Origin of the sequence: Nesterenkonia sp. DZ6 (assembly GCF_022565835.1) — a bacterium.
GTDB lineage: Bacteria > Actinomycetota > Actinomycetes > Actinomycetales > Micrococcaceae > Nesterenkonia.
Genome location: NZ_JAJOYW010000004.1, coordinates 19,036 through 44,779, shown reverse-complemented (window position 1 = coordinate 44,779; position 25,744 = coordinate 19,036). Strand labels below are relative to the sequence as shown.

General features: G+C 66.4%; 25 protein-coding genes, 1 tRNA gene, 1 pseudogene and 1 riboswitch. Of the genes and pseudogenes, 16 read left to right on the top strand and 11 right to left on the bottom strand.

What is annotated here, in order from left to right:
• The first annotated feature begins 22 nt into the window (after positions 1 to 22).
• The 4 genes from tgt to LTH93_RS10555 all read left to right on the top strand — a co-directional run bounded on the left by tgt (position 23) and on the right by LTH93_RS10555 (position 4,458).
• Entirely contained in the window at positions 23 to 1,318 is a 1,296-nt protein-coding gene (gene tgt / locus LTH93_RS10570) for a tRNA guanosine(34) transglycosylase Tgt (protein ID WP_241465110.1), read from the top strand.
• Positions 1,319 to 1,726: 408 nt separating this feature from the next.
• The gene (locus tag LTH93_RS10565; protein ID WP_241465032.1) at positions 1,727 to 1,882 is read left to right on the top strand and encodes a hypothetical protein; all 156 of its coding nucleotides are present in this window, start codon (positions 1,727 to 1,729) and stop codon (positions 1,880 to 1,882) included.
• Between the two features lie 168 nt (positions 1,883 to 2,050).
• Positions 2,051 to 2,146, top strand: a riboswitch (SAM riboswitch).
• Positions 2,147 to 2,158: 12 nt separating this feature from the next.
• Positions 2,159 to 2,812 (top strand): OsmC family protein, encoded by a 654-nt coding sequence (locus LTH93_RS10560; protein WP_255727523.1) that lies wholly within the window; start codon positions 2,159 to 2,161, stop codon positions 2,810 to 2,812.
• Positions 2,809 to 4,458 carry a sodium:solute symporter family protein gene (locus tag LTH93_RS10555; RefSeq protein ID WP_241465034.1) on the top strand — a complete coding sequence of 550 codons (1,650 nt, stop codon included), beginning with the start codon at positions 2,809 to 2,811 and terminating at the stop codon, positions 4,456 to 4,458. Before LTH93_RS10560 ends, LTH93_RS10555 begins: the two co-directional genes overlap by 4 nt.
• 52 nt (positions 4,459 to 4,510) lie before the next feature.
• Here LTH93_RS10555 and LTH93_RS10550 read toward each other — a convergent pair whose 3' ends face one another.
• The 5 genes from LTH93_RS10550 to LTH93_RS10530 all read right to left on the bottom strand — a co-directional run bounded on the left by LTH93_RS10550 (position 4,511) and on the right by LTH93_RS10530 (position 8,828).
• Positions 4,511 to 5,056: a hypothetical protein gene (locus LTH93_RS10550; RefSeq protein ID WP_241470945.1), complete on the bottom strand. Its 546-nt coding sequence runs from the start codon at positions 5,054 to 5,056 to the stop codon at positions 4,511 to 4,513.
• A 106-nt stretch (positions 5,057 to 5,162) separates the two neighbouring features.
• On the bottom strand, positions 5,163 to 5,393 hold the full coding sequence (locus LTH93_RS10545) for a hypothetical protein (RefSeq protein ID WP_241465036.1): 231 nt from the start codon (positions 5,391 to 5,393) through the stop codon (positions 5,163 to 5,165).
• A gap of 54 nt (positions 5,394 to 5,447) precedes the next feature.
• Positions 5,448 to 7,055, bottom strand: a complete 1,608-nt coding sequence (locus tag LTH93_RS10540) for a peptide chain release factor 3 (protein WP_241465111.1) — start codon at positions 7,053 to 7,055, stop codon at positions 5,448 to 5,450.
• 184 nt (positions 7,056 to 7,239) lie between these two features.
• Positions 7,240 to 8,646, bottom strand: a complete 1,407-nt coding sequence (locus tag LTH93_RS10535; RefSeq protein WP_241470944.1) for an aspartate aminotransferase family protein — start codon at positions 8,644 to 8,646, stop codon at positions 7,240 to 7,242.
• The gene (locus LTH93_RS10530) at positions 8,646 to 8,828 is read right to left on the bottom strand and encodes a hypothetical protein (protein ID WP_241470943.1); all 183 of its coding nucleotides are present in this window, start codon (positions 8,826 to 8,828) and stop codon (positions 8,646 to 8,648) included. The genes LTH93_RS10535 and LTH93_RS10530 overlap by 1 nt, the downstream gene beginning before the upstream one ends.
• Positions 8,829 to 8,955: 127 nt before the next feature.
• Between LTH93_RS10530 and LTH93_RS10525 the strand changes: the two genes are divergently transcribed.
• The 9 genes and pseudogenes from LTH93_RS10525 to LTH93_RS10485 all read left to right on the top strand — a co-directional run bounded on the left by LTH93_RS10525 (position 8,956) and on the right by LTH93_RS10485 (position 17,213).
• Complete coding sequence (locus tag LTH93_RS10525; RefSeq protein WP_241470942.1) at positions 8,956 to 10,131, top strand: hypothetical protein; 1,176 nt, start codon at positions 8,956 to 8,958, stop codon at positions 10,129 to 10,131.
• Positions 10,132 to 10,209: 78 nt separating this feature from the next.
• Entirely contained in the window at positions 10,210 to 10,917 is a 708-nt protein-coding gene (locus LTH93_RS10520; protein WP_241470941.1) for an NUDIX hydrolase, read from the top strand.
• Positions 10,914 to 12,191, top strand: coding sequence for a quinolinate synthase NadA (gene nadA, locus LTH93_RS10515; RefSeq protein ID WP_241470940.1), 1,278 nt, complete (start codon positions 10,914 to 10,916; stop codon positions 12,189 to 12,191). The genes LTH93_RS10520 and nadA overlap by 4 nt, the downstream gene beginning before the upstream one ends.
• Before the next feature lie 9 nt (positions 12,192 to 12,200).
• On the top strand, positions 12,201 to 13,133 hold the full coding sequence (nadC, locus tag LTH93_RS10510) for a carboxylating nicotinate-nucleotide diphosphorylase (RefSeq protein ID WP_241470939.1): 933 nt from the start codon (positions 12,201 to 12,203) through the stop codon (positions 13,131 to 13,133).
• Positions 13,133 to 14,236 (top strand): cysteine desulfurase family protein, encoded by a 1,104-nt coding sequence (locus LTH93_RS10505; RefSeq protein WP_241470938.1) that lies wholly within the window; start codon positions 13,133 to 13,135, stop codon positions 14,234 to 14,236. Before nadC ends, LTH93_RS10505 begins: the two co-directional genes overlap by 1 nt.
• A 150-nt stretch (positions 14,237 to 14,386) precedes the next feature.
• Positions 14,387 to 15,424, top strand: a complete 1,038-nt coding sequence (mgrA, locus tag LTH93_RS10500; RefSeq protein ID WP_241470937.1) for an L-glyceraldehyde 3-phosphate reductase — start codon at positions 14,387 to 14,389, stop codon at positions 15,422 to 15,424.
• A 176-nt stretch (positions 15,425 to 15,600) separates the two neighbouring features.
• Positions 15,601 to 15,674: transfer RNA gene (locus LTH93_RS10495), tRNA-Pro, on the top strand.
• 427 nt (positions 15,675 to 16,101) lie between these two features.
• A pseudogene (locus LTH93_RS10490) lies at positions 16,102 to 16,563 on the top strand (IS3 family transposase); the annotation flags it as partial.
• Positions 16,564 to 16,688: 125 nt separating this feature from the next.
• The gene (locus tag LTH93_RS10485; RefSeq protein WP_241470936.1) at positions 16,689 to 17,213 is read left to right on the top strand and encodes a hypothetical protein; all 525 of its coding nucleotides are present in this window, start codon (positions 16,689 to 16,691) and stop codon (positions 17,211 to 17,213) included.
• 187 nt (positions 17,214 to 17,400) lie between these two features.
• Here LTH93_RS10485 and LTH93_RS10480 read toward each other — a convergent pair whose 3' ends face one another.
• Positions 17,401 to 18,096: a DUF4352 domain-containing protein gene (locus LTH93_RS10480; RefSeq protein ID WP_241470935.1), complete on the bottom strand. Its 696-nt coding sequence runs from the start codon at positions 18,094 to 18,096 to the stop codon at positions 17,401 to 17,403.
• A 193-nt stretch (positions 18,097 to 18,289) separates the two neighbouring features.
• Positions 18,290 to 18,784 (bottom strand): hypothetical protein, encoded by a 495-nt coding sequence (locus LTH93_RS10475; protein WP_241470934.1) that lies wholly within the window; start codon positions 18,782 to 18,784, stop codon positions 18,290 to 18,292.
• A 345-nt stretch (positions 18,785 to 19,129) separates the two neighbouring features.
• On the opposite strand from LTH93_RS10475, the gene LTH93_RS10470 reads away from it, so the two are divergent.
• From LTH93_RS10470 to LTH93_RS10460, 3 genes are all read left to right on the top strand, one after another.
• Positions 19,130 to 19,390 carry a hypothetical protein gene (locus LTH93_RS10470; RefSeq protein WP_241470933.1) on the top strand — a complete coding sequence of 87 codons (261 nt, stop codon included), beginning with the start codon at positions 19,130 to 19,132 and terminating at the stop codon, positions 19,388 to 19,390.
• Between the two features lie 47 nt (positions 19,391 to 19,437).
• The gene (locus LTH93_RS10465) at positions 19,438 to 19,983 is read left to right on the top strand and encodes an acyl-CoA thioesterase (RefSeq protein WP_342357721.1); all 546 of its coding nucleotides are present in this window, start codon (positions 19,438 to 19,440) and stop codon (positions 19,981 to 19,983) included.
• A 117-nt stretch (positions 19,984 to 20,100) separates the two neighbouring features.
• The gene (locus LTH93_RS10460) at positions 20,101 to 21,285 is read left to right on the top strand and encodes a serine hydrolase (protein WP_241470932.1); all 1,185 of its coding nucleotides are present in this window, start codon (positions 20,101 to 20,103) and stop codon (positions 21,283 to 21,285) included.
• Positions 21,286 to 21,353: 68 nt separating this feature from the next.
• Here LTH93_RS10460 and der read toward each other — a convergent pair whose 3' ends face one another.
• From der to LTH93_RS10440, 4 genes are read right to left on the bottom strand one after another with little or no spacing between them, the layout of a single operon-like run.
• Entirely contained in the window at positions 21,354 to 22,841 is a 1,488-nt protein-coding gene (gene der / locus LTH93_RS10455) for a ribosome biogenesis GTPase Der (RefSeq protein WP_241471079.1), read from the bottom strand.
• A gap of 43 nt (positions 22,842 to 22,884) precedes the next feature.
• Positions 22,885 to 23,616, bottom strand: a complete 732-nt coding sequence (gene cmk / locus LTH93_RS10450; protein ID WP_241465047.1) for a (d)CMP kinase — start codon at positions 23,614 to 23,616, stop codon at positions 22,885 to 22,887.
• Positions 23,595 to 24,761: a prephenate dehydrogenase gene (locus tag LTH93_RS10445; protein WP_241465048.1), complete on the bottom strand. Its 1,167-nt coding sequence runs from the start codon at positions 24,759 to 24,761 to the stop codon at positions 23,595 to 23,597. The genes cmk and LTH93_RS10445 overlap by 22 nt, the downstream gene beginning before the upstream one ends.
• Positions 24,758 to 25,741: a pseudouridine synthase gene (locus LTH93_RS10440; protein WP_241470931.1), complete on the bottom strand. Its 984-nt coding sequence runs from the start codon at positions 25,739 to 25,741 to the stop codon at positions 24,758 to 24,760. The genes LTH93_RS10445 and LTH93_RS10440 overlap by 4 nt, the downstream gene beginning before the upstream one ends.
• Between the last annotated feature and the right edge of the window lie 3 nt (positions 25,742 to 25,744).

Here is a 25,744-nt window from a genome sequence, read left to right as displayed (position 1 = left end):
GACCGCCGCTCCGCATGAGTCGATGAAGCCGGGGGCCGCACAGCAGGATGCAAGGCCGCAGGAGTCAGCGCCGCACCCGCAGGCGGGCCGCGAGGCCTTCAGCTTCGAGGTCGAGGCCCGGATCGAGGGGGCGCTGGGCCGCACCGGCACCATCCGCACTCCCCACGGGGACATCAAGACCCCGGCCTTCATCCCGGTGGCCACCAAGGCCACGATCAAGACCGTGCGCCCCGAGGAGATGCTCGAGATCGGCGCCCAGGCCGCCCTGGCCAATGCGTATCACCTGAATCTGCAGCCGGGCACCGATGTGATCGACGCCGCGGGCGGGCTGGGCCGGTTCATGAACTGGCCGCTGCCCACCTTCACCGACTCCGGCGGATTCCAGGTCATGAGTCTGGGCGCGGGGTTCAAGAAGGTCATCACCATGGACGCCTCGGTGGTCCCCGATGACGCGGCCGTCGCCCCGAAGAAGGTGCGCCTTGCCCTGGTGGACGACGACGGCGTGACCTTCAAGTCCCATATCGACGGCACCACCCACCGGTTCACCCCGGAGATCTCGATGAAGCTGCAGCACGAGATCGGCGCGGACATCATCTTCGCCTTCGACGAGCTGACCACGCTGTTCAACACCCGCGACTACCAGGAGACCTCCCTGGAGCGCACCCGGCTCTGGGCCGAGCGCTGCCTCTCCGCGCACCGCAGCCTCACCGCCGAGCGCAGCCACCGCCCCTACCAGGCACTCTTCGGGGTGCTCCAGGGTGCCCAGTACGAGGATCTGCGGCGCAAGGCCGCGAAGGATCTGGGCTCCATGGAGATCGAGGGGCAGAGCTTCGACGGCTTCGGAATCGGCGGCGCCCTGGACAAGGAGAACCTCGGGGTGATCGTGAGCTGGATGGCCGAGGAGCTCCCGGAGAACAAGCCGCGCCACCTGCTGGGGATCTCCGAGCCCGAAGACTTCTTCACCGCCATCGAGAACGGGGCAGACACCTTCGACTGCGTCTCCCCCTCTCGAGTGGCGCGGACCGGACGGGTCTATCACCCCGATGGTCGCTACAACATCCCGCAGGCTCGCTTCAAGCGCGACTTCTCCCCCATCGATGAGGAGTGCACCTGCTACACCTGTCAGAACTACACCCGGGCCTACCTGCATCACCTCTTCAAGGCCAAGGAGATGCTCTACAACACGCTGTGCACCATCCATAACGAGCACTACACGATCAAGATGGTCGATGACATCCGGGCCAGCATCGAACAGGGCCGGTTCTACGAGTTCCGCGACGCCACCCTGGGCCGCTATCAGGCTGGGTCCACGCCGTAGCCGGATGACCTCAGGTCGGACCGTGGAGGTCCACCTCCTCCGAAGGTCATTTCTCAAGATTCGCAAGAACCTGTCCTTGGTCAACCGATGACTGCTGAGAGAACAGTCGCAACCGTGAAGACGAGTTGCGCATTCTGCGCGAATCCCCGGCGCGATCCGGGGCGTGCGGTCCGGAGAAGAGGCTCTCTTCCAGCGTCTCTGGCCCCTCTCGGTGCTGACCCGCCGGCGGCTGGAGCGGCAGGTGAAACATGTCCGATCGCGCCTCGCGCCACAAGTGCCCTCAGCCGGAGCGGCACCGGTGCTGCCAGTCGGTGCCAGCGTGAGCAGCTGTGCCATCCACCAGATCCACACTCAGCGCAGTGATGCACTCCCCCTGGCGCGGAGCCGGCCGGACTCCACACCCTGGACATGACCGAGCATCTCTGCTCCGAGGAGACCTGCCCGGCGGTGATCGGCAAGATCACCGCGTACTGGGACAAGAGCCGTCTCTCGAACCACCGCATCGAATCGCTGGCGCAGCTGCTGGACGCCAAGCTCCGCGAGGAGATGCCGGACCTGTTCTGAGTCTTCGACGCCCGGTCGGGCCGGTGGGGCCGGTGGGGCCGGTGGGGCCGGTGGGGTGACTCTGGCAGGACGGGCGGGAACTACGACTGATGTGGCGGGCGCTCCAGGTCGCCCTGCTTTCTAGGGTTTGCATCTTTCTGCCGGACGCTCTAGGTTTCAGCAGACAACGAATCATCCAGAGCGACTGAGAGACCTAGCTCAACGACGTCGCAGCAACCCCACCCCTTCAGGGTGAGCAGGTGCTACCGCTGGGAACGATGAAAGGTGAGATGTTCCATGCCCAAAGCGGCTTCAAGCGCACAAGAGAACAGACTGAATCCGAGGTACACCGAGGCACCCCTGCGCACCTCTTCGAAGACTCTGCGGGTCGCTGGCACGTGGTCGGGCCCAGTACGGACCGAACTCACCGTCCGGGACTTCAGCTTCGTCTCTGACCAGCCTGTGGTGCGCGGTGGCAGCGATCAGGGCCCCGCGCCGATGGAGTACCTGATCGGCGGTGTCAGCAGCTGCATCGCCGTCGCGGTCGAACAGCTGGCCCATCGGCGGGCCCTGCCACTCACCGACATCTCCACATACACGCTGGCACGTCAGGACACTCGCGGGTTGGCTGGGCAAGCAGATGTGCAACCCTATTTCTACGTGTACCGGTTGCAGCTGGTCGTAGAGACCAGCGAACAGGACTCCTCTGTCCTGACAGACTTCGCCCAGTGGGCCGAACACATCTGCCCCGCGATCAATCTCTTGCGCGACGCGCACATCGACCTGGAAGTCGCGTGGGCATTCGTGCACAAGAACTCCCATGGCCTCGCCGAAGCTCTGGCGAATCGCGCCTGGGGCTACGAGGTGGACGGGGACGCCAGCCACGGGGACTTGATCTTCGAGGTCCTCAACGCCGATGCCACCCCAGATCTCGTGGAGATGGGCTCGTGACGACGGTCGGACTCTGGACGATCGGCCTGGCACTCGCATACACCGCCTGGCTCATACTCGGAAGCCGCATCGCTGTGGGCCGCTCGGGACGCGGAGGATTCTTCGTCAGCGGTCGCAGTTTCAGCCCTTGGACCGTCGCGTTCTGCATCACGGGACTGTTCTCAGGATCCTCCTACATCGCGATCGTCGAGCTGAGCTACCGAACAGGCGTGTCGGCGGTCTGGTACGGCGTGGCCGAAACGGTGCAGATCTTGCTGATCGCGCTCCTTCTGGTCAAGCCCCTGCGAGAGAAGCTCGTGGTGACGGTCACCGGCATCATCGGGGACCGATTCGGCCGCGGAGCCCAGGCCATCAGTTCTGTGATCACCGGTCTGACGTTTCCGATGTATTCAGTGGCCACCAGCATCGCCTTCGCGTCCGCCCTCTTCGCGGTCACGGAGATCCCACTGTGGCAGTGCATCGCTCTGACAGCGATCATCCTGCTCGCCTTCCTGACCTTCGGCGGCATGCGCTCCGTGGCATTCTCCCAGACCATGAATGTCCTGATGATCTTCGTGATGTTCATCGTGGGCATCTGGGCGTTCCTGGTCTCACCCGGGCCCAGCGGTCTCGAGACCTTGGCTGAGGAGCAGCCACAGATGTTCGATGTCTCGAACGCCGGCATATCGCTGATCGTTGCCTGGTTCGGCACCTTCATCGTCAATGTTCCCCTGGCTCAGGCCGCCTTTCAGATGTCGATGTCGGCGCGGAGCCCGGAAGACGGCCAGAAGGGGCTCTTCCTCGCGGCGATCATCGGCATGCCCCTGATCCTTCTCGGAATCGTCGTCGGCGTCGCCGCCTCGATTGTGGTCCCGGATGCATCGCTGCCCCTGGTGGGCATCGCCGAGTACATCGCCGGTTCCCTTCCTGCTTGGGCTGCGGCCGTATTCTTCGTGGGACTCTGGGCATGCGCCCTGGGCTGGGCGGGACCCTGCCAGTTCTCTGGAGCCACCTCGCTGGGCCGGGACCTCGGGAGCGCGCTTCGTCCCCGAGCGACCCAGGTGGAGCTGGTGCGCTACACGCGGATCGCGCTGGTGGGGCTCACTGTCCTGATGGTGATCTTCAGTCTCCTGCGCGCCGAGGAGTCAGCCTGGTGGAATGTGATGGCATGGACTCTGCGCAACGGCGCCACCTTCGCTCCGGTTCTCGCGGCGTTCTTCTGGCCGCTCGCCACCCGCTCCGCGGCGCTGACCGCACTACTCGCCGGATTCAGCGCGGGACTCGGCTGGTACGCGCTCTCGGGGTTCAGTGCCACGGACTTCTTCCTCGGAACCCATCCGGTCTGGGTCGCCATGATCGCCAATCTCGCAGGCATCGTTCTAGTCACGCTGATCCAGGGCAGCTGGCGACTGACCCTTCATGCAGCGCGGCGCAGAAACGGCGGACTCGTTCTTCTGGTCACGGGTCTCGCCGCGGTCCTGAGCATGAACATCTCAGCATGGCTCAACAGCTACGGTTTGATGGGACTGGCACTCTTCCTCATCACTCTTGGTGTCTTCGCCGCTGCGGTCCTCCTCGCCGAGTCTCCGACGGCGACCCACACGAAGACCCAGCTGTGGGGCTCCCGGACCGAACCAGTGACCGCGCAGAACACCTCGCCACTGTAATTCTCGCGACACCAATGCCTGCTGCCGTTCGACCCGTCAGGGGAAGTCACACCTAGAGCTGGCCCAGCAGCTCCCGCCAGATCACCTTCCAGTGTTCGGCCTCCTCGGGCGAGCGCAGCCTGGTGTGTCCGACGCCGAGCGAGGACTTCCCTGCGGACTTCCCCGAGATGGTCACCGCGACCCGGGAGCCGTCGACCAGCCCGGCGCGCCAGTAGCGCCAGCGGTCGGTGGAGGAGGTGCCGGGCTCTCCCTGGAGCGCGACACCGCCGAAAGAGTCACGCCCGCCGACGAGAGCGACCCATGCCCCCAGCGCGGCGTCCATGTCACCCGGATAGGTCTTGGAGACCGAGGCCTGAAACTCACCGGTACGAGACTCCCCCGGGCGGCGCAGGTCACGGTGTTGTTCGTAGGCGACCGCCACGCTCTGGGCCCACCAGCCACGGTTCTCCACGTCCATCGGCATATGGTCATAGACGATTCCGACGATCTCGCGGTGCGGCAGGGCAGCAGCTCCGGCGTCGTCGAGGGCGGTGACCCACTGCGCCCAGGCCCGTCGGGTGGTCCGTTCGATCGCTGCGGTGCTGTGACTCCTGACCATGGGCTCGAGCCTACGCCGCTGCTGCTCGCTTGCCAGCCCTGGCCGTCGGCGGACCTGCCCCGGCGCGTGACTTGACACGCCCGTGGAGCTCAGCCGGCGCGTGCCCTCAGGCGGCGTCGACGGAGTTGACCGGCATGTGCGGGAAGTACTCCCAGAGTTCGCGGAGTCTGCGGAACTGCAGGTCATCGTCGAGCCCTTCGAGGACGGAGACGACGGCAGGCCGAGCACCTGAGGCGGTGGCTGCCGCCACCAGATCCTTCGGGACGGTCGGTTGGGCGGTGAGCGTGAATGCGGTCTTGACAGCTTCGACGACTTCAACTCGGGTGACAGCGTGCATGGTGTTCCTTCCAAGAGGGTTCTGCATGGGGTGCCCGCAGCCCTCGGCGATCGGTCACATCCGTGCGGAGACCGATGCGTTGATGCTGCCCGGAGGATCCGGGAGCAGGTTCGGATGGTCGCGCTGGACGGTGCGCAACCTCCACGGGTCTCTGAACAACGCCACGGGGGTGCCGTCGTTGCGGTAGAGGACTTCGCAGTCCTGGCGTTCGCGCAGGATCGCTGCGGCATCCTCGTCGATGTCACGAGCGACCGAGTAGTCCAGCGCGTCGAAGGAGACCGAGGCACCGAAGTCAGATTCCATGCGGGCGGAGACGACCTCGAACTGCATCGGGCCCACGGCGCCCAGGACAGGACGCTGCTGGCCGCGGCGCTCGGAGTAGAACACCTGGATGACGCCTTCGCGGTCCAGCTGCTCGATGCCCTTGCGGAACTGCTTGTGCTTGCTGGCGTCCCCGGTCTTGCCGACCCGGAAGTGCTCCGGGGCGAAGGGCTTGAACGGCGGGAACATCACCGACTGGCCCGCGTAGAGGGTGTCGCCCGGGCGAAGCGTGGAGGCGTTGACCAGGCCGACGACGTCGCCGGGCCAGGCGGTGTCCACCGTGGTGCGGTCGCGGCCGAAGACCTGCTGGGAGTACTTGGTGGGGAAGGGCTTCGCGGACTGGGCGTGGGTGGCGACCATGCCGCGTTCGAAGACTCCGGAGCAGATGCGCATGAATGCGATCCGGTCGCGGTGGGCCTTGTCCATACCGGTCTGGACCTTGAAGACGTAGCCGCTGAAGTCGGAGGTGAGCGAATAGGGGGTGCCGTCGGCGTCCGGGCGGGCCTGCGGGGGCGGACCCTGCTCCATGATGAAGTGCAGCAGCTCTTCGACGCCGATGTTCTGCACCGCCGAGGCGAAGAACAGCGGGGTCGCCTCCTGGGCCAGGAATGCGTCGCGGTCGTAGAACTCGTCGTCGACCTCCAGCAGCGAGGACTCCTCCACCGCGGTCTGGAACTCGACCGGGTACTCGGCCTGAGCGACCTCGGCGGAGAGTCTTTCAGCGAGGACCTTCTTCGCGCCGCCGGGGGCGCGGGTGTAACGGTTCATGGTCATCTCGTCGGGGTGCAGCAGTCCGAGCATGTGCCCGGAGTCTCCGACGGGCCAGTTGCGCGGCATCGAGCGCATCCCGGTGCGGGTGAGGATCTCATCGACCAGCTCCAAGGCATCCTGGCCCGGGCGGTCCCATTTGTTGATCACGGTGATGACCGGCAGCCCGCGGGCCTTGCAGACCTCGAAGAGCTTCATGGTCTGGGCTTCCATGCCCTTGGCCGCGTCGATGAGCATGATCACCGCGTCCACGGCCGCCAGCACGCGGAAGGTGTCTTCGGAGAAGTCAGCGTGCCCGGGGGTGTCCACCAGGTTCACGATCGCATCACCCACGGTGAACTGGAGCACGGCTGAGCTCACCGAGATCCCGCGGGCCTTCTCCATCTCCATCCAGTCCGAGACGGTGCCGCGGCGTCCGGCCTTGCCGTGGACCGCGCCAGCCTCGGTGATCGCGTTCGAGTGAAGCAGCAGCGCCTCACTCAACGTGGACTTGCCCGCATCGGGATGCGAGATCACCGCGATGGTGCGGCGAGACAAGGCCTCGTCCAGAATCTGCTTCGTGTCTGCTTCCATCACGCCTCTGACTCTACGCTTCCGCGGGGAGAGAGTTTAATCCATCCCGGGCCGTGAGGCCACCGTCACAGCGCTGATCCGGTGCAGACCCTCTTGAACGACCCGGCGAACGGGCCCCCCAGCTATCTGTCTCACGTTTATGCCGTCCGAGACCTCCCTCCTCGGGACGAGGACGGCCGGGCTCTCACGTGCGGCGGATCGACTCGTCCGCGAGATCGAGCACCTGGTCCAGCACATCGATCCCGAAGATCAGCTCCTCTTCCGTGGTGTTCAGCGGCGGGCAGATGTGCAGCCGGTTCATGTTCATGAAGGGCAGCACTCCGCGGCGTCTGGCCTCGGCGACCAGCTGATTCATCACCGCGGGGGTCTGACCATAGGGGGCCAGCGGTTCGCGGGTCTCCTTGTCCTTGACCAGTTCGATGGCCCAGAACATCCCGACCCCGCGCACATCTCCGACGCTGGGGTGCCTGTCCTTCAGCGCGGCCAGCCGGGGTCCGATCACGTCTTCTCCCAGCTTCAGCGCGTTCTCCACCATGCCCTCCTCGCGCATCGCGCTGATCGCGGCCACCGCGGCGGCGGCGGCGAGCGGGTGCCCGGAGTAGGTCAGTCCTCCCGGATAAGGCCGCTCGGCGAAGCTCGCGTAGATCGCATCGTCCATGGCGACGCCGCCCATCGGCACGTAGCCGGAGTTGACCCCCTTGGCGAAGGTCACGATGTCGGGCTCGATCCCGTAGTGCTGGTGGGCGAACCACTTGCCCGCACGGCCGAAGCCTGACATGACCTCATCGATGATCAAGACGATTCCGTGCTCGTCACACAGCTCCCGCACTCCCTGCAGGTAGCCCGCCGGAGGCAGGTAGATCCCGGCGGTCCCCGGGATCGCTTCCAGAATGATCGCCGCGACCTGTCCCGGCCCTTCCAGCAGCACCAGGTCGCGCAGGTGATTCAACGCGCGTTCGGCCTCCTGCGCCTCATCGGCGGCGTTGAAGTAGGAGCGGTAGGTGTAGGCGGGCAGGAAATGCTCGACGCCGGCGTCGTCGTCGGAGGCTATCCTTCGCGGGTCACCGGTCAGGTTCACGGCCAGGTGGGTGCCGCCGTGGTACGAGCGGTAGGCAGAGAACACCTTGCGCCGACCGGTGTGCAGCCGCGCCATCCGCACCGCATGCTCATTGGCGTCGGCCCCGCCGTTGGTGAAGAAGACGTGGTTGATGTCTTGAGGGAGAAGCTCGGTGATCAGCCGGGCTGCTTCGGATCGGGCCTCGTTGGCGTGCTGGGGGGCCACCGTGCACAGCTTCTCCGCCTGGGCCTTGATCGCCTCGATGATCTTGGGGTGCTTGTGTCCGGCGTTGGTGAAGACCAGCTGGGACGTCAGGTCCAGGAGCTTGTTGCCCTCACCGTCCCAGATCCAGGAGCCTTCGGCGTCGAGCACGGTCATCGGGGTCAGCGGCTCCTGCGCGCTCCAGGAGTGGAAGACGTGACTGCGGTCCAGCTCGTAGGCCCGGCGGCCCGCGTCGATCTCGGCGGCGCTCGGCCCGGCATCGAACCCGGTGGTCCCGGTGCTCTCAGTCTTTTCGGTGGTATGGGCTGTCATCATGCTCTCCTGCTCTGAAGTCCTGGTCGGTCATTCTGCGGGACGCCCAGCTGCCGACCGCTCTCGGCTGGATCACCCCCGGGGGTGGTGACCACCTTGCCATGGGTGTAGACCTGGATCCTCCCGATGTCGTGGGCGTGGCTGCCGCCGAACAGCGGATTGCCCAGCCGTCGAATGGTCAATGGGGCATCGGCACGGGGTGGACCGGGGTCGAACTCGGGCCGATCCGGGGTGCGGGGGCAGGAGATCGAGGCGAGTGGGCAGAGTCGGGCTGGGGTGCATCGGTGGGGTGCCTGTTAGCCTGTGCCCATGCCCGCTCGTCGGACGGCTCTCGCATGCGTTGCGCTGCTATATGCCCTGACAGCGTGTGGCAGCGGGGGCCCGGAGGACAGCCCCCAGGCCGAGGATGCGACTCCAGACTCACTCGAGGAGACGGACAGCTTCCCCACCATCAAGTTCAACCAGCCGTTGACGGGGGACGTGACGGCGGCGCAGCTCGAGGACTGGACGGCTCGTGGCCTGCTGCCTGTGGCGCCGGCCCATGGAGGCGCCTTCGAGACGATGACCAATGCCCTCCGGGCCGCCGAACCAGCCCCCGACGTCGTGATCTTCGGTGACTCCATGACCCAGCAGGGGGTGGACCCCGCCGAGCTGGGCCGACTGCTGACCGCGGAGACCGGTGAGGAGGTTTCGGTGTTCAACGGCGCCAGCAGCCGGGCGCGCTGGGGCATCAACCTCCTGTTCGCACGCTACGTGGTCAGCCTCGAGGATCCACCGGCAGTCGCGCTGATGGGCATCTCAACCCGCGCCGCGGAGCGCGACGGCTATTACACGGAGGAAGGGTCGAGGTCGGCGTTCTCTTCGATGGTGGAGGGGTGTGACCGGCCGCTCGGCGACACCTGGGGGGAGAAGGACACCGCGCGGTGTGAGCGCGACGTCGCAGACCCGCTGTATCGGTTCCGCCTCGGCGGGGAACAGGTGGCGCGGGCCCAGGAGGGTCAGCCGGCGCAGACCAGCCTGCGGATCGACGCGGACAGCAGGCTGCGGTCCGACGGTTTCATGATCCATCCCGGCGTCAGCGCGGCCAAGGCTGAACAGATCAGCGACACCCGGATGAAGCAGGGTTTTCCTGGTTTTCCGACGGTGCACGATGAGGCCGTGACCGACTTCGGGAATGCCACGGATCTGTTGCGCAGTCATGGCGTGACTGTGCTCGCCTTCGAGATTCCGTACACGCCCGTCCACCAGAAGAACCTCGAAGAGGCAGGACGAGACTATGACGCGCGCAGGCAGGACGCCGCTCAGGCTCTGACGGCCCCTCATGACGTCGCGTTGTTCTCGGTGGCCGAGTTCGGCGCCTGGTGGGGAGATGGCGACAGCCGGGATGCCATCCACCTCGCACCCCAGGGCGCGAGCAAGTTCGCGCGTCAGCTCACCGAGATCCCAGGCTTCATGGATGAGGTTCAAAAAGGGCTCGTCGAGTGAGATTCCCAGACCCCTTCAGGTTGACGTGACCATATGAACTGGACCATAGTGTCACTGTCACCTTAAGGAGGCCTCGCCATGGCCGCGCCGTCGAACCTGCAGACCGAGCTCGCCGTGAGCACGGTGGTCTTCGCGCTGCGTCCGCACCCGGAGACCGGGGAGCTCACGCTCTGGCTGCCGCTGGTGCGCCGCATCCGCGAACCTTTCCTGGGCCAGTGGGCACTCCCCGGAGGCCCCCTGGAACCCGACCAGGACCTGGTCAGCTCCGCCCGCGCCACCCTGCTGGAAACCACCGGTCTGGCTCCGCGGCACATGGAACAGCTCTACGCCTTCGGAGATGTGGACCGCTCCCCGGCCAGCACCCGGGTGGTGTCCATCGTCTACTGGGCGCTGGTGCGCCAGGACGAGGACACCGACGCTGTGGAGGGCGAGAACCTGGAATGGTTCCCCGCCGATGACATCGCCGAGGAGGCCGGCGTGCTGGCCTTCGATCACGGCGTGATCCTCGCCTACGCCCTGGACCGGCTGCGCGCGAAGGTCACCTACTCCCCCATCGCCCACGCCTTCCTCCCCGAGAGGTTCCCGCTGGCCGAGCTGCGCCGGGTCTATGAGGCGATCCTCAACCGGGCGCTGGATCCGTCGAACTTCCGCCGCCAGATCCTTGCCCAAGGCACCGTCGAGGTCACCGGCGAGCGCATGACCGGCACGGCGCACCGCCCGCCGCGGCTCTACCGCTCCAACCCCCACCGCACCCGTTACACCCTCACCATCCAGGAGACACCATGACCGCCTCGGTCCATGACCTGATCACCCTGACCCCGAAGGACAGCTGTAACACGAAGCTGGCCGCCGGGCCTTGGGACTTCGACACCGTCCCGGGCTACGGGCCCGGCTCCTCGCAGGCCGATCGACTCCCTGACCCGGTCTCCCGCCCCGGTCAGCTGCCCGAGCGCTACCAGCTGATGCCCGAGGCCGAGCTGTACGAGCGGATCGTGGCCGCGAAGGCGACGCTCGGCGAGGAGCTGGTCATCCTGGGCCACTTCTACCAGCGCGACGAAGTCATCCAGCACGCCGACTTCGTGGGCGATTCCTTCCAGCTGGCCAATGCCGCGCTGAGCAAGCCAGAAGCCAAGACCATCGTCTTCTGCGGAGTCCATTTCATGGCCGAGACCGCCGACATCCTCTCGACTCCTGAGCAGTCGGTGATCCTGCCCAACCTCGCCGCCGGCTGCTCCATGGCGGATATGGCCGATGAATCCTCGGTGGAGACCGCATGGGAGGAGATCTGCGAAACATACGGGGTGGACCCGGAGAACATCACGCCCGACGCCCAGGGCAAGGTCCCGATCCTCCCGGTGACCTATATGAACTCCTCCGCCGCACTGAAGGCGTTCTGCGGCCGCCACGGCGGGATCGTCTGCACCTCTTCCAACGCCGCGACCGTGCTGGAATGGGCCTTCCAACGCGCCCACCGGGTGCTGTTCTTCCCGGACCAGCACCTGGGCCGCAACACCGCCAAGGCCATGGGGGTCCCGCTGGAGCAGATACCGCTGTGGAACCCGCGCAAAGCCCTGGGCGGGAACACTGCCGAGCAGCTGCGCGAGGCCAAGGTCCTGCTCTGGCACGGCTTCTGTTCGGTGCACCGACGCTTCACCGTGGACCAGATCACCCAGGCCCGCGCCGCGGACCCGCAGGTGAAGATCATCGTGCACCCCGAGTGCCCGATGGAGGTGGTCGACGCCGCCGACGCCGCCGGCTCCACCGACGCGATCCAGAAGTTCATCGCGGCCTCCTCCCCCGGAGACACCATCGGGATCGGCACCGAGGTCAACATGGTGAACCGGCTCGCCGCCCAGTACCCGGACCGCACCATCTTCTGCCTGGACCCGGTCATCTGCCCGTGCTCCACCATGTACCGGATCCACCCGGGCTACCTGGCCTGGGTGCTGGAGGAGCTGGTGGCCGGACGCGTGAACAACCAGATCAGTGTGGATGCCGCGGTCTCCGTGCACGCGAAGGTCGCGCTGGACCGGATGCTCGCCGCGAAGCCGAAAGCCTGAAGGGACACCGTGGACACGCAGCTCTCGGCCCGCGACATCGACGCGGTCATCACCCTCGCGCTGGCCGAGGACATCCCCTTCGGGGATCTCACCAGCGTCGCCTTCGTCCCGGCCGATGCCAGCGCGCACGCCCAGCTGGTGGCACGGGAACCCGGTGTCCTCGCCGGTGGTGAGATCTTCGCCCGCACCTTCGCCGCGCTGGACCCCGGCGTCGTCGTGAGTCTCCAGACCGACGACGGCGCACGGTTCGGTCCTGGGGATGTGCTGGCCAGCGTGCAGGGCCCCGCCCGGGCGATCCTCGGCGCCGAGCGGGCGGCGCTGAACCTGATCCAGCGACTCTCCGGGGTGGCCACGCTGACCAGCGAGTATGTCGCCGCCGTCGCCGGCACCGGGGTGCGGGTCACCGATACCCGCAAGACCACCCCGGGGCTGCGCGCGCTGGAGCGCTACGCGGTGCGCTGCGGGGGTGGGCACAACCACCGATTCTCACTCTCCGATGCGGTGATGGCCAAGGACAACCACCTCGCGCTGGTGGGCGACTCCCCCGAGGCGCTGACCACGGCGATCCTCACTGCCCGCGAGCGCCTGCCGCACACCACCCACATCGAGGTGGAGGTGGATCGGGTCGAGCAGATCGCGCCGGTGCTGGCCGGCCGGGCGGACACCATCATGTTGGACAACTTCTCGTGTGAGGACCTGCGCCGCGGGGTGGAGCTCATCGACGGGGCCGCCCTGGTGGAGGCCTCCGGCGGGGTGAGCCTGGAGACCATCGCAGCGATCGCCGGCACCGGGGTGGACCTGATCAGCGTCGGCGCGCTCACCCAGGGTGCCCGCGCCCTGGACCTGGGGCTGGACATGGATCTCGGGGCCGGTATCCACGTCGAGGTCGACGCTGCTCTGGCTGGCGGGCTTGATGTGGACGGGCCGGGAACCTCGGGCTGATGCTCTACCTGGACGAGTCCGCCGCCGCCCCGGTCAGGCGCGAGGTGCTCGAGGCCATGTGGCCACACCTGACCGGGTATGCGAATCCCTCGAGCGTCCACGAGCCCGGGGCCGCGGCATCACGGGCGCTGGAGACGGCGCGCGCCGAGGTGGCCCGGCACCTGAACGCCCGGCCGGCGGAGATCATCTTCACCTCCGGCGGCACCGAGTCCGACAATGCCGCGGTGAAGGGCATCGCGCTCGCCGATCCGAGAGGTCGCCATGTGCTGATCTCCGCACTGGAACACCCTGCCGTGAGCGAGTCCGCGGCCTGGCTGGGCCGGCTGGACTACGAGGTGGAGACCGTGCCGGTGGATGCGGAGGGTGTGGTCACCCCTGAGGCGCTGGCAGCGAAGCTGCGCACCGACACCACGTTCGTCTCGATCCATTACGCGAACAACGAGGTCGGCACCGTTCAGGACGTCGCCGCACTGGCGGCGCTCTGCACGGAACACCGCGTTCCGTTCCACACCGACGCGGTCCAGGCCGCCGGGACTCTGCCGCTGGATGTGCAGGAGCTCGGGGTCAGCGCGATGAGCCTTGCCGGGCACAAGCTCGGCACCCCCAAAGGCACCGGCGTGCTGTACCTGCGCCGTCGGACACCTTTCGAGCCGCTAATCCATGGCGGCGGACAGCAGCGGGACCTGCGCTCGGGCACCGAGAACGTCGCCGGAGCGGTCGGGCTGGCGACGGCGCTGCGGCTGGCTGCCGAGACTGACGTCCGGGAGCTCGCCCGGCGCCGCGATGACTTCATCGACGCCGTGCTGGCCCGGGTCCCCGGCGCGCAGCTGACCGGGCACGGCACCCGCCGGCTCGCCGGACACGCGTCCTTCGTGCTTCCGGGGCGCAGCGGGGAGTCGGTGCTGCTGGACCTGGAACGGCAGGGGATCTTCTGCTCCTCGGGCTCAGCCTGTGCGGCCGGCTCCAGCGAGCCAAGCCCCGCACTGCGCGCCATGGGCTACTCGGATGAGGTGGCTCAGACCGCGGTGCGGTTCAGCTTCGGGGACTCCGTGACCCCGCAGGACCTGTCCCGCGCCGCCGCGGCGCTGCCCACCGGACCCTGATCGTCAGGACATCGCTGGCGCCCGCCCTGGACCGGTGGCGCAGGCGTAAGGTGATCAAGGGTCCGCCTCCTGTCTGACCGGGTGGGCCTGACCCGATGTTCTGAACACGGGCGTTTCTGATCACTGACACTCTGATCTCCAGGAGCCACCATGTACGTTCCCGCGCAAGACCGCTACGACAATGCGGAATACCGCCGCGTAGGCCGCTCCGGCCTGGTGCTGCCGCCGCTCTCCCTGGGGCTCTGGCACAACTTCGGCGACGACTTCGCCCTGCAGAACCAGCGCGAGATCATCCACCTGGCCTTCGATCACGGCATCACCCACTTCGACCTGGCCAACAACTATGGGCCTCCCCCAGGGTCGGCGGAGATCAACTTCGGGCGGATCCTGCGCGAGGACTTCGCCGGGCTGCGCGATGAGCTGATCATCTCCACCAAGGCCGGGTGGACCATGTGGCCCGGCCCCTACGGCGGTCCCACCGGCAGCCGCAAGCACCTGCTCTCCAGCCTGGACCAGTCGCTGAGCCGGATGGGCCTGGACCACGTGGACATCTTCTACTCCCACCGCCCCGATGCCGACACCCCTTTGGAAGAGACCATGTCCGCGCTGGACACGGCGGTACGATCCGGCAAGGCGCTCTACGCCGGGATCTCCTCCTACTCCGCTCAAGACACGATCAAGGCCGCGGCGATCCTGAAGGATCTGGGCACCCCGCTGCTGATCCACCAGCCCTCCTACTCGATGCTCAACCGCTGGATCGAGACCGAGGGTCTGCTCGATGCGGTCGAAGAGGTCGGTGCGGGGGTCATCGGCTTCAGCGCACTCGCGCAGGGCATGCTGACCGACAAGTACCTCGACGGGGTCCCCTCCGACTCGCGCGCGGCGACCAAGGGCTCGTTCCGCGACGACTTCCTCACCGAGGAGAACCTCGGGCACATCCGGGCGCTCAACGAGATCGCCTCCGCGCGGGGACAGAGCCTCGCGCAGATGGCGCTGGCCTGGGCGCTTCGCGATGACCGCGTGAGCTCCCTGGTGATCGGCGCCAGCCGGCCCGAACAGCTCAAGAGCAACCTGGCCGCGCTGGACCAGCGCTCCTTCACCAAGGAAGAACTGGACGCCGTCGATGAGCACGCCGTCGACGCCGGCATCGACATCTGGGGCTCGGCCCGCAGGAGCACCCAGAACTGATCCTGGTGCGGCGGGAGGGGTGTGCTCGGCGGGTGGGGCGCGGATGCTTCCGCGCTCCACCCGCCGCACCACCCGATGAACCCGCTCCCTCGCCCGCCGCTTCACCCGATGCGACCATGAGCCAGATCATGCGGTAGACTTTCCTGGTGCTTCCGGCGAGTTTGTTGGAAGAATTTCGGGCTATAGCGCAGCTTGGTAGCGCGTCCGTCTGGGGGACGGAAGGTCGTGGGTTCAAATCCCGCTAGCCCGACAAACATGCAGAGCCTCTGCTTCCTTGTAGAACAAGGGAAGCGGAGGTTCTTTCGCTATTCTGAGACGAACGCCCGCGGCATTCCACATCGAGCTACTAGTGACTTTGCAAGTGACTTTAGTGTGAAGCAGCGATTCTCGCGCATGACCATCTATGGTCGACAGATTGCCGGAGCTACGTACCATTAGACGCTCGGCTCAGGCTAAGGGTTCGCAACCGCTACATCCCCGAGGTGCCAGAGCCCATCATCATGGAGATCGTGGGGCACAACTCTCGTCAGGTGACCCGCGGCTACCGGTCCAAGTACGGACCCGCGGTTCAGAAGGCGATGGAGCAGATGTCTCACCTCATGCAGACAAGGGACGCGCCACACCTCACGTCATAGCCTCTCGGCATGATGGCGTCGTGATCTTCCACCGCCCGCTCTCCGACCTGGGCCGGTGTGGCCTATGTCTGCTTCATCATCGATGCCTTCAGCCGAACGATCGTAGGCTGGCGGGTTGCTTCTACGATGCGTACCGAGACGGTGCTCGATGCCATCGAAATGGCCCGCTGGTCGCGAGGCCCGCGCCACGAGCAGCTACGGTGCCACAGCGATGCAGGATCTCAATTCACATCCATTCGCTACGGCGAGAGACTGGCCGAAATCGGGGCCACTCCTTCAATCGGAACTGTCGGGGATAGCTATGACAATGCTCTCGCCGAGACCGCCAACGGTTACTACAAGGCCGAACTCTTGGATACCCGTCTCTGGAACACGCGTGTGGAACTGGCCAACGCGATCTTCGAGTACCTCGAGATCTGGCACAACCGTCAACGTCGTCACGGCCGGCTCGGCTGGGTCACGCCGATAGAATATGAACACAATCGGATCATCAATGCGGCATGAGAACCAAGAAATTCCGACGCCACCAAACCCGAGACAGACCAGAGTCTCCATCAATCCCAGTGCGGTTCACGGTCTTTCGACTTGAACCCTACGCACGAGTCACATTTCTTCTCGACTACTGGAGCGTGATGCCTCACCTGTTGGAGAACTCACTCAACGGGAAGATCGTGCTCAGGGGCTACGTGGGTGTTGCTGGCCGAACCAATCGTCTTCAAAAGTCGAGCTGGACACGACGGTGGCACATCCAACGAGGGGAATATACGGCGGTAGAGGGGTCTCCCACGTTCACGCCGATCGCGGTGTTGTGGCGCGAGATCTACCTCCGTCTTCCGGAGCGCGCAAGCGATGAGTCGGTTCGTCACCCCTCGTCCGGGGTGGCGATCACCCGCGGACTCGCCCATTCCACTATTGATGAGGCGATGTCGCGCTTCGAGCGTCGACCTGCGCCTGAGGAACTCCAGAGTGCACTGGCTGAGATCGCGGAGGGCCGCGGGGACCGGTTCCCCATGATCGGGCATTACGTGTCGGGGGGCTATGAAGCGCTTGACCGTATGGAGGGACACCTGACTGACTGGACGGATGGCCTCCGTCACCGGTCGCGTCGTCAGAAGAGATTGAAGAAAGAGGTGGAGCGCGATGATGCAGATTAGGCAGCGTCTGCCTACCTGGGAACCGCTCCCATTCCTTGAGCGTTCAGATAGGCAGACCTTCGAGGACTCCCTGGTCGTCTCACAAACGGTTCTTTGTCTTTTCACCTTCACGTGTGCGCACAAAAAAACCGGGGACTCTCCCCTTGTGGGAGAGCCCCCGGCTCTACAAGTGCTTGTTCGTTCGATTTCAGTCGAGCGAGACGCGCACTGGATCCGACAGGAACCCAGCGTTGATGTCGAGTGCACTGACCTCTGCGTCCGCGGGAACGTCGAAGTAGAGCCTACCTTCGATGGAATTGCCCGGGTTGATCTCATCCAGGAGAGACACGGCACCATCAGCGGCACCGTATAGCGTGGCATCTGATGAGTAGTTGAACTCCCGGTCCTGGTCGTCTACCGCGACAAAGTCGCTCGCGAAGAAGTAAGAAGCACTGTCACCGTCGTTGGTTACGATCAGGTCAACAGGCAAAAACTCGCCCTGAGCCTGGGTGTTGAGGAACTCATCGCCGATAGTGTCGGTACGTTCTCCAACGCCTGTGATCGTGATCGACCAGTCGTTAACCGCGAACTGATCCCCAATGGAGAAGGTGTCGCCCCCCTCGGCTTCTTCTTCCTCCGCAGGTGCGGCCTCTTCTTCCTCCGCAGGTGCGGCTTCTTCTTCCTCCGCAGGAGCCTCTTCCTGCTCAGACTGCTGTTCAGGTGTCTGGTCCTCTACGTCAGCACCCGTAGCCTCGTCCTCGTCTTCTCCTCCGCCGGATACAGCGGCGATAATGACAATCACGATTACGAGCAGCCAGAACCACACGCGCTTGAAGAATGGCTTCTTCTTCTTCGGTTCAGATTGGTCGACAGCTGTCGCCCCGGCCTTGTTTTTTCGGGCCATGAAATATCCTCCAAGGTTCCATTGAGTGAATTCCCACACATCCTACAGGTCGAGATGTTAGGAATTCGATCGTTGCTTTACGGTGTCAAGTAGGCCAACAGGGTGGTACGTCTGCGCTGCCGAGCTCACTCTGTTCCTACTGCGGCACCGTCGAGGGATCCCCCTTATCGCCTGTGGGTGAGTAGGGTTCGCTTCAGAAGCTGACACCTGCACCGATTAGGCCGGTCTTTGGACGCTTCACATTGTGACTTGAGACCCACCATCCCAGCACGTGCTGCAACGGAATCCTCATGGCAGGAATCTCCAATGAGTAACCGACGTGGCTGTCTTGGACTACGTCGATAAGGCTGAGCACAGTTAGTCCGTCATCGTCACGCCGCTCGAAGAAGCCCATCTGTTCCCTTGCAATCTCGGCGGTCTCTGAGTCGTCGACAGGCCGGGTCCGGAACTCGGGTACGGCGAGGATCCGGAGCTGCTCGTAGGAAACTTCGTCGAACCTAGCTGTCGAGACTGGTGTGCCGGATATGACGCCAGCCGCCGTCTGCACACGAACTTTGGGACCTATTCCTGCTGTCTCGACGGATTCCACGAGCGAGTGCAATTTCGGATCAACGGCTGGTAGGTGTGTCACGGTGAGTCCAATCTGTCTGCGGTGAGGCTCAGGGTATATCAGACGTGGAGTGACCACCCGTAAGCGAATCCTTCGCCCATGCCATATGAGTGTTGTAAGTGGGAGCGCAGTACACGCGGGTAGTAGAACAAGCGCACTGAGAATCAAACGGTGTTCTGTATCGACTCGAGGACACGTCACGATATTCGTGACTGATCAGTGTTCAAGTCCGGCGTACAGGTTTTTCTGTGCCTGATCGGGTTAATGCCCTTTCGCGGTCTTTCTCGCTGAGACGTGCGGTATTCGAGCGGTCCTTGATGGGGTCCCGGCGTCGTCGCCTTCGTCATCATCGGGGGGCTCTGGGGCCTTGCGTTCACGGGCTTCCCCTATGCCATCGCGCTGCGTACGGGAAGCCCGGCCGCGGTGAACTCCTCCTTCCTGCTGTTCTTCCCCTTCGCCTTCCTCACCACGTCCTTTCTTCCGCAGGAGGCGCTGACCGGGTGGCTCGCAGCGATCGCTGACTACAACCCGATCACCTATCTGCTCGCCGCACTGAGGTCCCTGCTCTCCGAAGGCTGGGTCTGGGCAGACCTCTGGCCTGGCCTGTTGGCGATCGGCATCGTGGGGGCGGTGAGCTTCACGCTGGCCTTCGGCGCGCTGCGCGGCCGCGTCTCACGCGGCTGAACAACACTCCCCTTCCCCAGTGAGGCACTCGGGTTAAGCTGGCCAGCATGACCGTGCCTTCCCGCGACGCCGCCGCGACCCAGAGTGCCACCGCGATCCCCAGCACCAGCGGCACCTCCCACCGCGTCAACCCACGCCTGCGGACCCTGGTGCCGCTGCGCTGGGGCGATATGGACGCCTACGGCCACATCAACAACGTGGAGGTGCTGCGGCTGCTCGAAGAGGCGCGCATCCGCGCCTTCGGGTCGCCGGCCCATACGGGCAGCCCCGTCGGGGAGCCGCTGGCCCCGCTGTTCAACGAGCTTCCTCGGGATGCGCAGGCGCTCGTCGTCGAACACCGGGTGCGGTACCTGGCGAGTCTGGAGTACCGGGATGTCCCCGCCCAGATCGACGTCTGGGTGACCAAGCTCAAGGGCGCGGGGCTCACCCTGGCCTATGAGGTCCGCGACGGCGTGGACGGCACGCGATGCGTGATCGCCGAGACCCAGCTGGCCTTCTTCGACACGGGCTCCAACACGCTGCTGCGACTGACTCCGCAGCAGCGTGCACAGGCCGCGGCGCACCAGGATGAATCCCCTTTCCGCACACCCTGACCCGGCATCCCGCACCGTCTGCATGGACGTCATGATGGGGCTGGTTTGCCGAATCGCGACCTGCGCGAACCATTGAACTCCCAGATCAGCTGATGATGCGTGGATACGATCAAACCCATGCTTCCTCGCGAGAACCTTCCCCGTCGCGGACCGGGAGGCAGACCCGCTCGGCACGGCTTCGCGTACCGCGCCCTCGGGCTTGCCACTGCCGCACTCCTGATGACCGCCTGCAGCCCCGCCGTCTTCCACCCTGTCTCCACCCAGGACGCCGGGTCCAGTGCCGCGCCCGGCGATCACCCGCTGCGTGCGCTCGCCGCGGAGCAGGAGCGGCTCGCGAGTGGACAGGCCGAGGCGGAGGCCCCGCGGCAGCGCCTGGCGGATGAGACCGACGAAGAGGAATCAGCCGACGCCGAGGATCCGGTGGAGGATGAGGACCAGGCAGGAGCCGAAGCCCCTGACGAGGAGGATCTCCGGGCGGTGCCCGCTCCGGACGAATCGACTCCAGAAGGCTCAACCCCCGAAGACCCCGATCCTGAAACCCCCGAAGACCCAGACTCAGAAGACTCAGATGCAGCCCCGGAAGACCCCGAGCAGTCCCAGCCTGCGACACCGGCGGACACCCCCAGCTTCACCGGTGATCTCGACAGCTATCTGGACGAGCTCGTCGCCTTCCACCCCGGGGACATCTCGATCAGCGTCGCCGAGCTGGGCGGCCAGGGGCGGACCGGATCGTCCGCAGGTGCGGAGTCCCGGGTCAGCGCCAGCACCTATAAGGTCTACGTCGCCTACGGGATCCTCAGCCGGGTCGAGTCCGGTGAGATGGACTGGGATGACCCGATCGAGGGCGGACGCGATCGCGCCACCTGCTTCGCCGACATGATCTCGGTCAGCGACAACCCCTGTGCCGACGCTTTCCGCGGGGAGCTCGGCTGGGAAGGCCTGCGTGACATCGCCGCCGATACCGGAGGCCCGGCCACGGACTTCATCCCGGCCTACGCACGCAGCTCGGCCAATGACCTCACCGCATTCATGACCCGGTTGGAGTCCGGCTCGCTGGACATCAGCGCTGAGGGCCGTTCGCGTCTGCTGGACGCGCTGGAGTCCAACATCTTCCGCGACGGCATCGACGCGGGCAGCTCCGGGTCGGTGCTGAACAAGGTGGGCTTCATCGACGGCTACCTCAACGACACCGCCATCGTGCGGCACCCGGAGGGCACCTACGTGCTGAGCATCATGTCCGATGGGTCGGACTGGGACTCGATCAGCACCTTCACCAGAGACGTCGAGGCCGCCCTGTACTGAGAGTTGCAGTATTGGGCGACGTCGAGGTGTGGCCAGCCGGTCCGGCCTGCTGCGCCGGACCAGGATGCCTACTTGCGCTTGCGCTTCTCGCGCACGCGCATCGAGACTTCGATCGGCGAGCCGGTGAAGTCGAAGGTCTCACGCAGCCGGCGGGTGATGTAGCGCCGGTAGCCCGGATCCAGGAACCCGGTGGTGAAGAGCACGAAGCGCGGGGGCTTGGTGGAGGGCTGGGTGGCGAAGAGGATCCTGGGCTGCTTGCCGCCGCGGACCGGGTGCGGGTGGGCCGCGACCAGTTCCCCGAGGAAGGCGTTGAGCCGTCCGGTGGAGATGCGCCGTCCCCAGCTGGTCAGCGCGGTGTCCAGGGCCGGTGCGAGCTTGTCCTTGTGCCAGCCGGTCAGTGCGGAGACGTTGACCCGCGGGGCCCAGGCGATGTGCGCCAGGTCCCGGGTGACTTCGCGCTCGAGGTAGTAGCGGCGCTCCTCATCCATCAGGTCCCATTTGTTGTAGGCCACCACCAGGGCGCGGCCGGAGTCCACGGCCATCTGGATGATGCGCACGTCCTGCTCCGAGACGGGCTCCTCCACCGAGAGCAGCACGACAGCGACCTCGGCCTTGTCCAGGGCGCGCTGGGTGCGCAGCATCGCATAATACTCAGACCCCGACGCCATGTGCTGACGACGCCGGATCCCGGCGGTGTCCACGAAGCGCCAGGTCTGTCCGCCGAGTTCGATGAACTCATCGACCGGGTCCATCGTGGTGCCGGCCACGGCGTCCACGACCACGCGCTCGGAGCCTGCCAGCTTGTTCAGCAGCGAGGACTTGCCCACATTCGGGCGTCCCACCAGGGCCACCCGGCGCGGACCGCCGGTGGGGATCATTCCGCCGTGCTCGGCGAACTCGGGCAGCGCCTTCACGGCGGCGTCGAGCAGGTCGCCGGTGCCGGTGCCGTGCAGCGCCGAGACCGGGTAGGGCTCGCCGAGGCCGAGGTTCCACAGGCCGTAGACCTCGCTCATGTGCGAGGGGGCGTCGACCTTGTTGGCGACCAGCAGCACCGGCTTCTTCTTGCGCCGCAGCATCCGCACCACGGCCTCGTCCACGGCGGTGGCGCCGACGAGTCCGTCGACGACGAAGATCACGGCGTCGGCCTCGTCCACGGCCATCTCGGCCTGTTCCGCCACCCGCTTGTGCATCCCGCGGGCGTCCTGCTCCCAGCCTCCGGTGTCCACCAGGGTGAAGTCTTTGCCGTTCCACTCCGCGTCATAGGACACGCGGTCGCGGGTCACGCCGGGCACGTCTTCGACCACGGCCTCTTTGGAGCGGGTGATCCGGTTGACCAGCGTGGACTTGCCCACGTTGGGGCGCCCGATCACAGCCAGCGCCGGTGGGGCGGCGACGTAGGGCTCGTAGTCCTCGTCGTCCTCGTCATAGTCGAGGACGGCGGCGTCCTCCTCGGCCAGCTCGTAGTCGGAGAGTCCCGCGCGCAGCGCGGCGGCGCGCGCGGCGGCCTCCTCCTCGGTGATGGCGGCCAGCCGTTCGGCCAGTCGATCGTCCTCCACGGCCGGAATGTATTCCGGGGAGTCGGAGGGAAAGGTGTCAGCGTTATTCGCCACGGGATGCTCCTGCAGATGGGATCGAGAGTGGTTCGGCGGAGACCTGTTCCACGCGCTGGATCAGCGCGTCGATGGTCTCCTGAAAGGTCAGGTCCGAGGAGTCCAGCACGGCGACGCCGTCGGCTGCCTCGGTGAAGTTCGACGCGGTGGAGTCGCGGGCGTCGCGGTCGATCACCTGGCGGCGCAGCGACTCGGCGGTCTCGGTGCCTCCCAGCTGCAGGCCGCGGCGACGCAGCCTGGCCTCGGCGGAGGCGGTGAGCAGCACGCGCACCTGCGCGTCGGGAGCCACCACGGTGGTGATGTCGCGGCCCTCGGCCACGATGAAGCCGGCGTTGTCGATGATCCTGCGCTGGGCGGCGATCAGCAGCGCGCGGGCCGCTCGGTTGGTCGCGATCTCGGAGACCCGCTCGGAGATCCGGGTCTCTCGGATCGCCGCGGTGACGTCGCTCTGCCCCACGGCGATGATCTGGTGCGCGGGGTCGGTGGAGATCGTCAGCGGCACCTCCTCCACGGCCAGGGCGACGGCCTGCTCATCGGCGAGGTCCACTCCCTGAGCCAGGCAGTACCAGGTGGCGGCGCGGTACATCGCCCCGGTGTCCAGATACGCGGCGCCGAGCTGGCTGGCGACGGCGCGGCAGACGCTGGACTTTCCGGACCCTGAGGGTCCGTCCACCGCAATGATCAGGCGCTGTCCTTGACTCACGAGAGCACTACCTTCCATCCAAATTCAGTCATGGCTTCGGCGAGCTCGTCACGCCGTCCGGGAAGCACGGAGAGCTCCACCATGCCGACCTGGTGGCCGGCGGAGTGCTCCATGCGCAGGTCTTCGACGTTGACCCCGACCGTGGCCACGTCGTTGAGCACCGCGGCGATCTGTCCCGGCTTGTCGTCGACGATCACGGTGAGCACCGCGAAGGACTGCGGCGGGGCGCCGTGCTTGCCGGGCACCCGGGTGACCCCGGAGTTGCCCTCGGCGATGAGCTGGGCGATGTCGGCCTGCCCGCCCGGGGCCCGCGGCTCCTCCAGGGTGCTGATCAGCCGTTCCATGTCCTGGCGCAGCCCGTAGAGGATCTCCACCACCGGCCGGGCGTTGGAGGAGAGGATCTGCACCCACAGTCCAGGGTCGGAGGCGGCGATCCGGGTCACGTCGCGCAGCCCGTTGCCGGCCAGCGCCAGGGCCGAGACCGGCGCGTCCTGCAGCCGGGAGGCCACCAGCGAGGCGGCGATCTGGGGCAGGTGCGAGATCAGCGCCACGGATTCGTCGTGGCGCACGGGGTTCATGTGGTGCACGGTGGCGCCGAGTCGACGTCCCACCTCCCCGGCCCATTCCACGGCCTCACGTGCCGAGAGCTGGTCTCCGGTGTTCGGGTCCACCGCGGGGCAGATGACCCAGGGCATGGAGGTGAAGAGCTCGCCGCGGGCGGCCACGGGGCCGGACTTCTCCCGGCCCGCCATCGGGTGTGTGCCCACATAGCGGGTCAGGTCGGCCCGGGTGAGCGCGGCGTCGTCGTCCTCGGTGAGGTTCAGCAGGCCGTCAAGGATCTCGGCCTTGGTGGAGGCGATGTCGAGCACGACGGCGTCGGGATACCGCACCAGCGCGGCCGCCACCTCCACGGTGGTGGCCTCCGGGGGTGCCGCGACGATGACGATCTCCGGGGTGGTCTCCGCGGGGGCCTTCTCAAGGATGGTGCCTGCGCCGATGTCGGCGGCGATGGCCTGGGCGGTGGCGGAGGGGTCGGAGAGCAGCACCTGGTGGCCGTCGGCGCGCAGCCCTAGCCCGATGCTGGCGCCGAGCAGTCCGGTGCCTCGGATGAGCACGGTGGGGGTCTGGCGCACGCTGGTCGGGGTGGCGGTCAAGAGGTTCATCGCGCTCCGCCGTCGCTGCTGGTCGTGTCGCCGGCAGCCGGGTCGTCGCGGCTGGTCAGGTCGAGCAGGTGGCCCAGCTCCAGCCGGCCCAGCGGGCGCACGGTGCCCTGCTGCTGGTCCCCGATGGTGATCTCGCCCAGGGCGGTGCGCACCAGGCGCAGCACCGGGTGTCCGACGTGGTCGAAGATGCGGCGCACGATCCGGTTGCGTCCTGAGTGCAGGGTCACCTGGATCATGGTGCGGCGGCCGTCGCTGCCCAGCTGCCGATAGTCATCCACGGCGATGGGCCCGTCCTCGAGCTCGATGCCGGCGCGCAGCTTCTTGCCCACCTCTTTGTACACCGGTCCGGCGACCTCGACCACGTAGGTCTTGGGCACCTCGTAGGAGGGGTGGGTGAGCTTGTTGGCCAGCTCGCCGTCGTTGGTGAGCAGCAGCAGGCCCTCGGTCTCGGCGTCGAGGCGGCCCACGTGGAAGAGCCTGGCGGCCTTCATCTCCTCGGTGAGGTAGTCGTTGATGCAGGGCCGGCCGTGCGGATCCGACATCGTGGTGACCACGCCGGTCGGCTTGTTGAACATCACGTACTGGTGTTCGACGCTGAGCTGGATGCGCACGCCGTCGACATGGATGGTGACGTCGTCGGGCTGCACGCGGATGCCGGGTTCGATGATGACCTTGCCGTCCACCGACACCCGACCCTCGGCGATCAGCGCCTCACAGACCCGCCGGGAGGCGACGCCGGCCTGGGCGAGCACCTTCTGCAGCCGCACACCCTCGGGGTCATGGACTGCCGCGAAGTTCTCCTCGGCCTCGTCACGGCGGGGCTTGGCCCGGCTCGGACCGGTGGAGATCATCCGCTGGGGGTCCTCGGAGGAGAAGGGCCCCCCGGACTGACCGGCCTTCGGGGTGCGTGCTGCGGTGGCAGCGCGTGGCTCCCGCCGCTGCGCCTCGCGCGCGCGGCGGTCTGGGCCCGAAGATTTCATGAT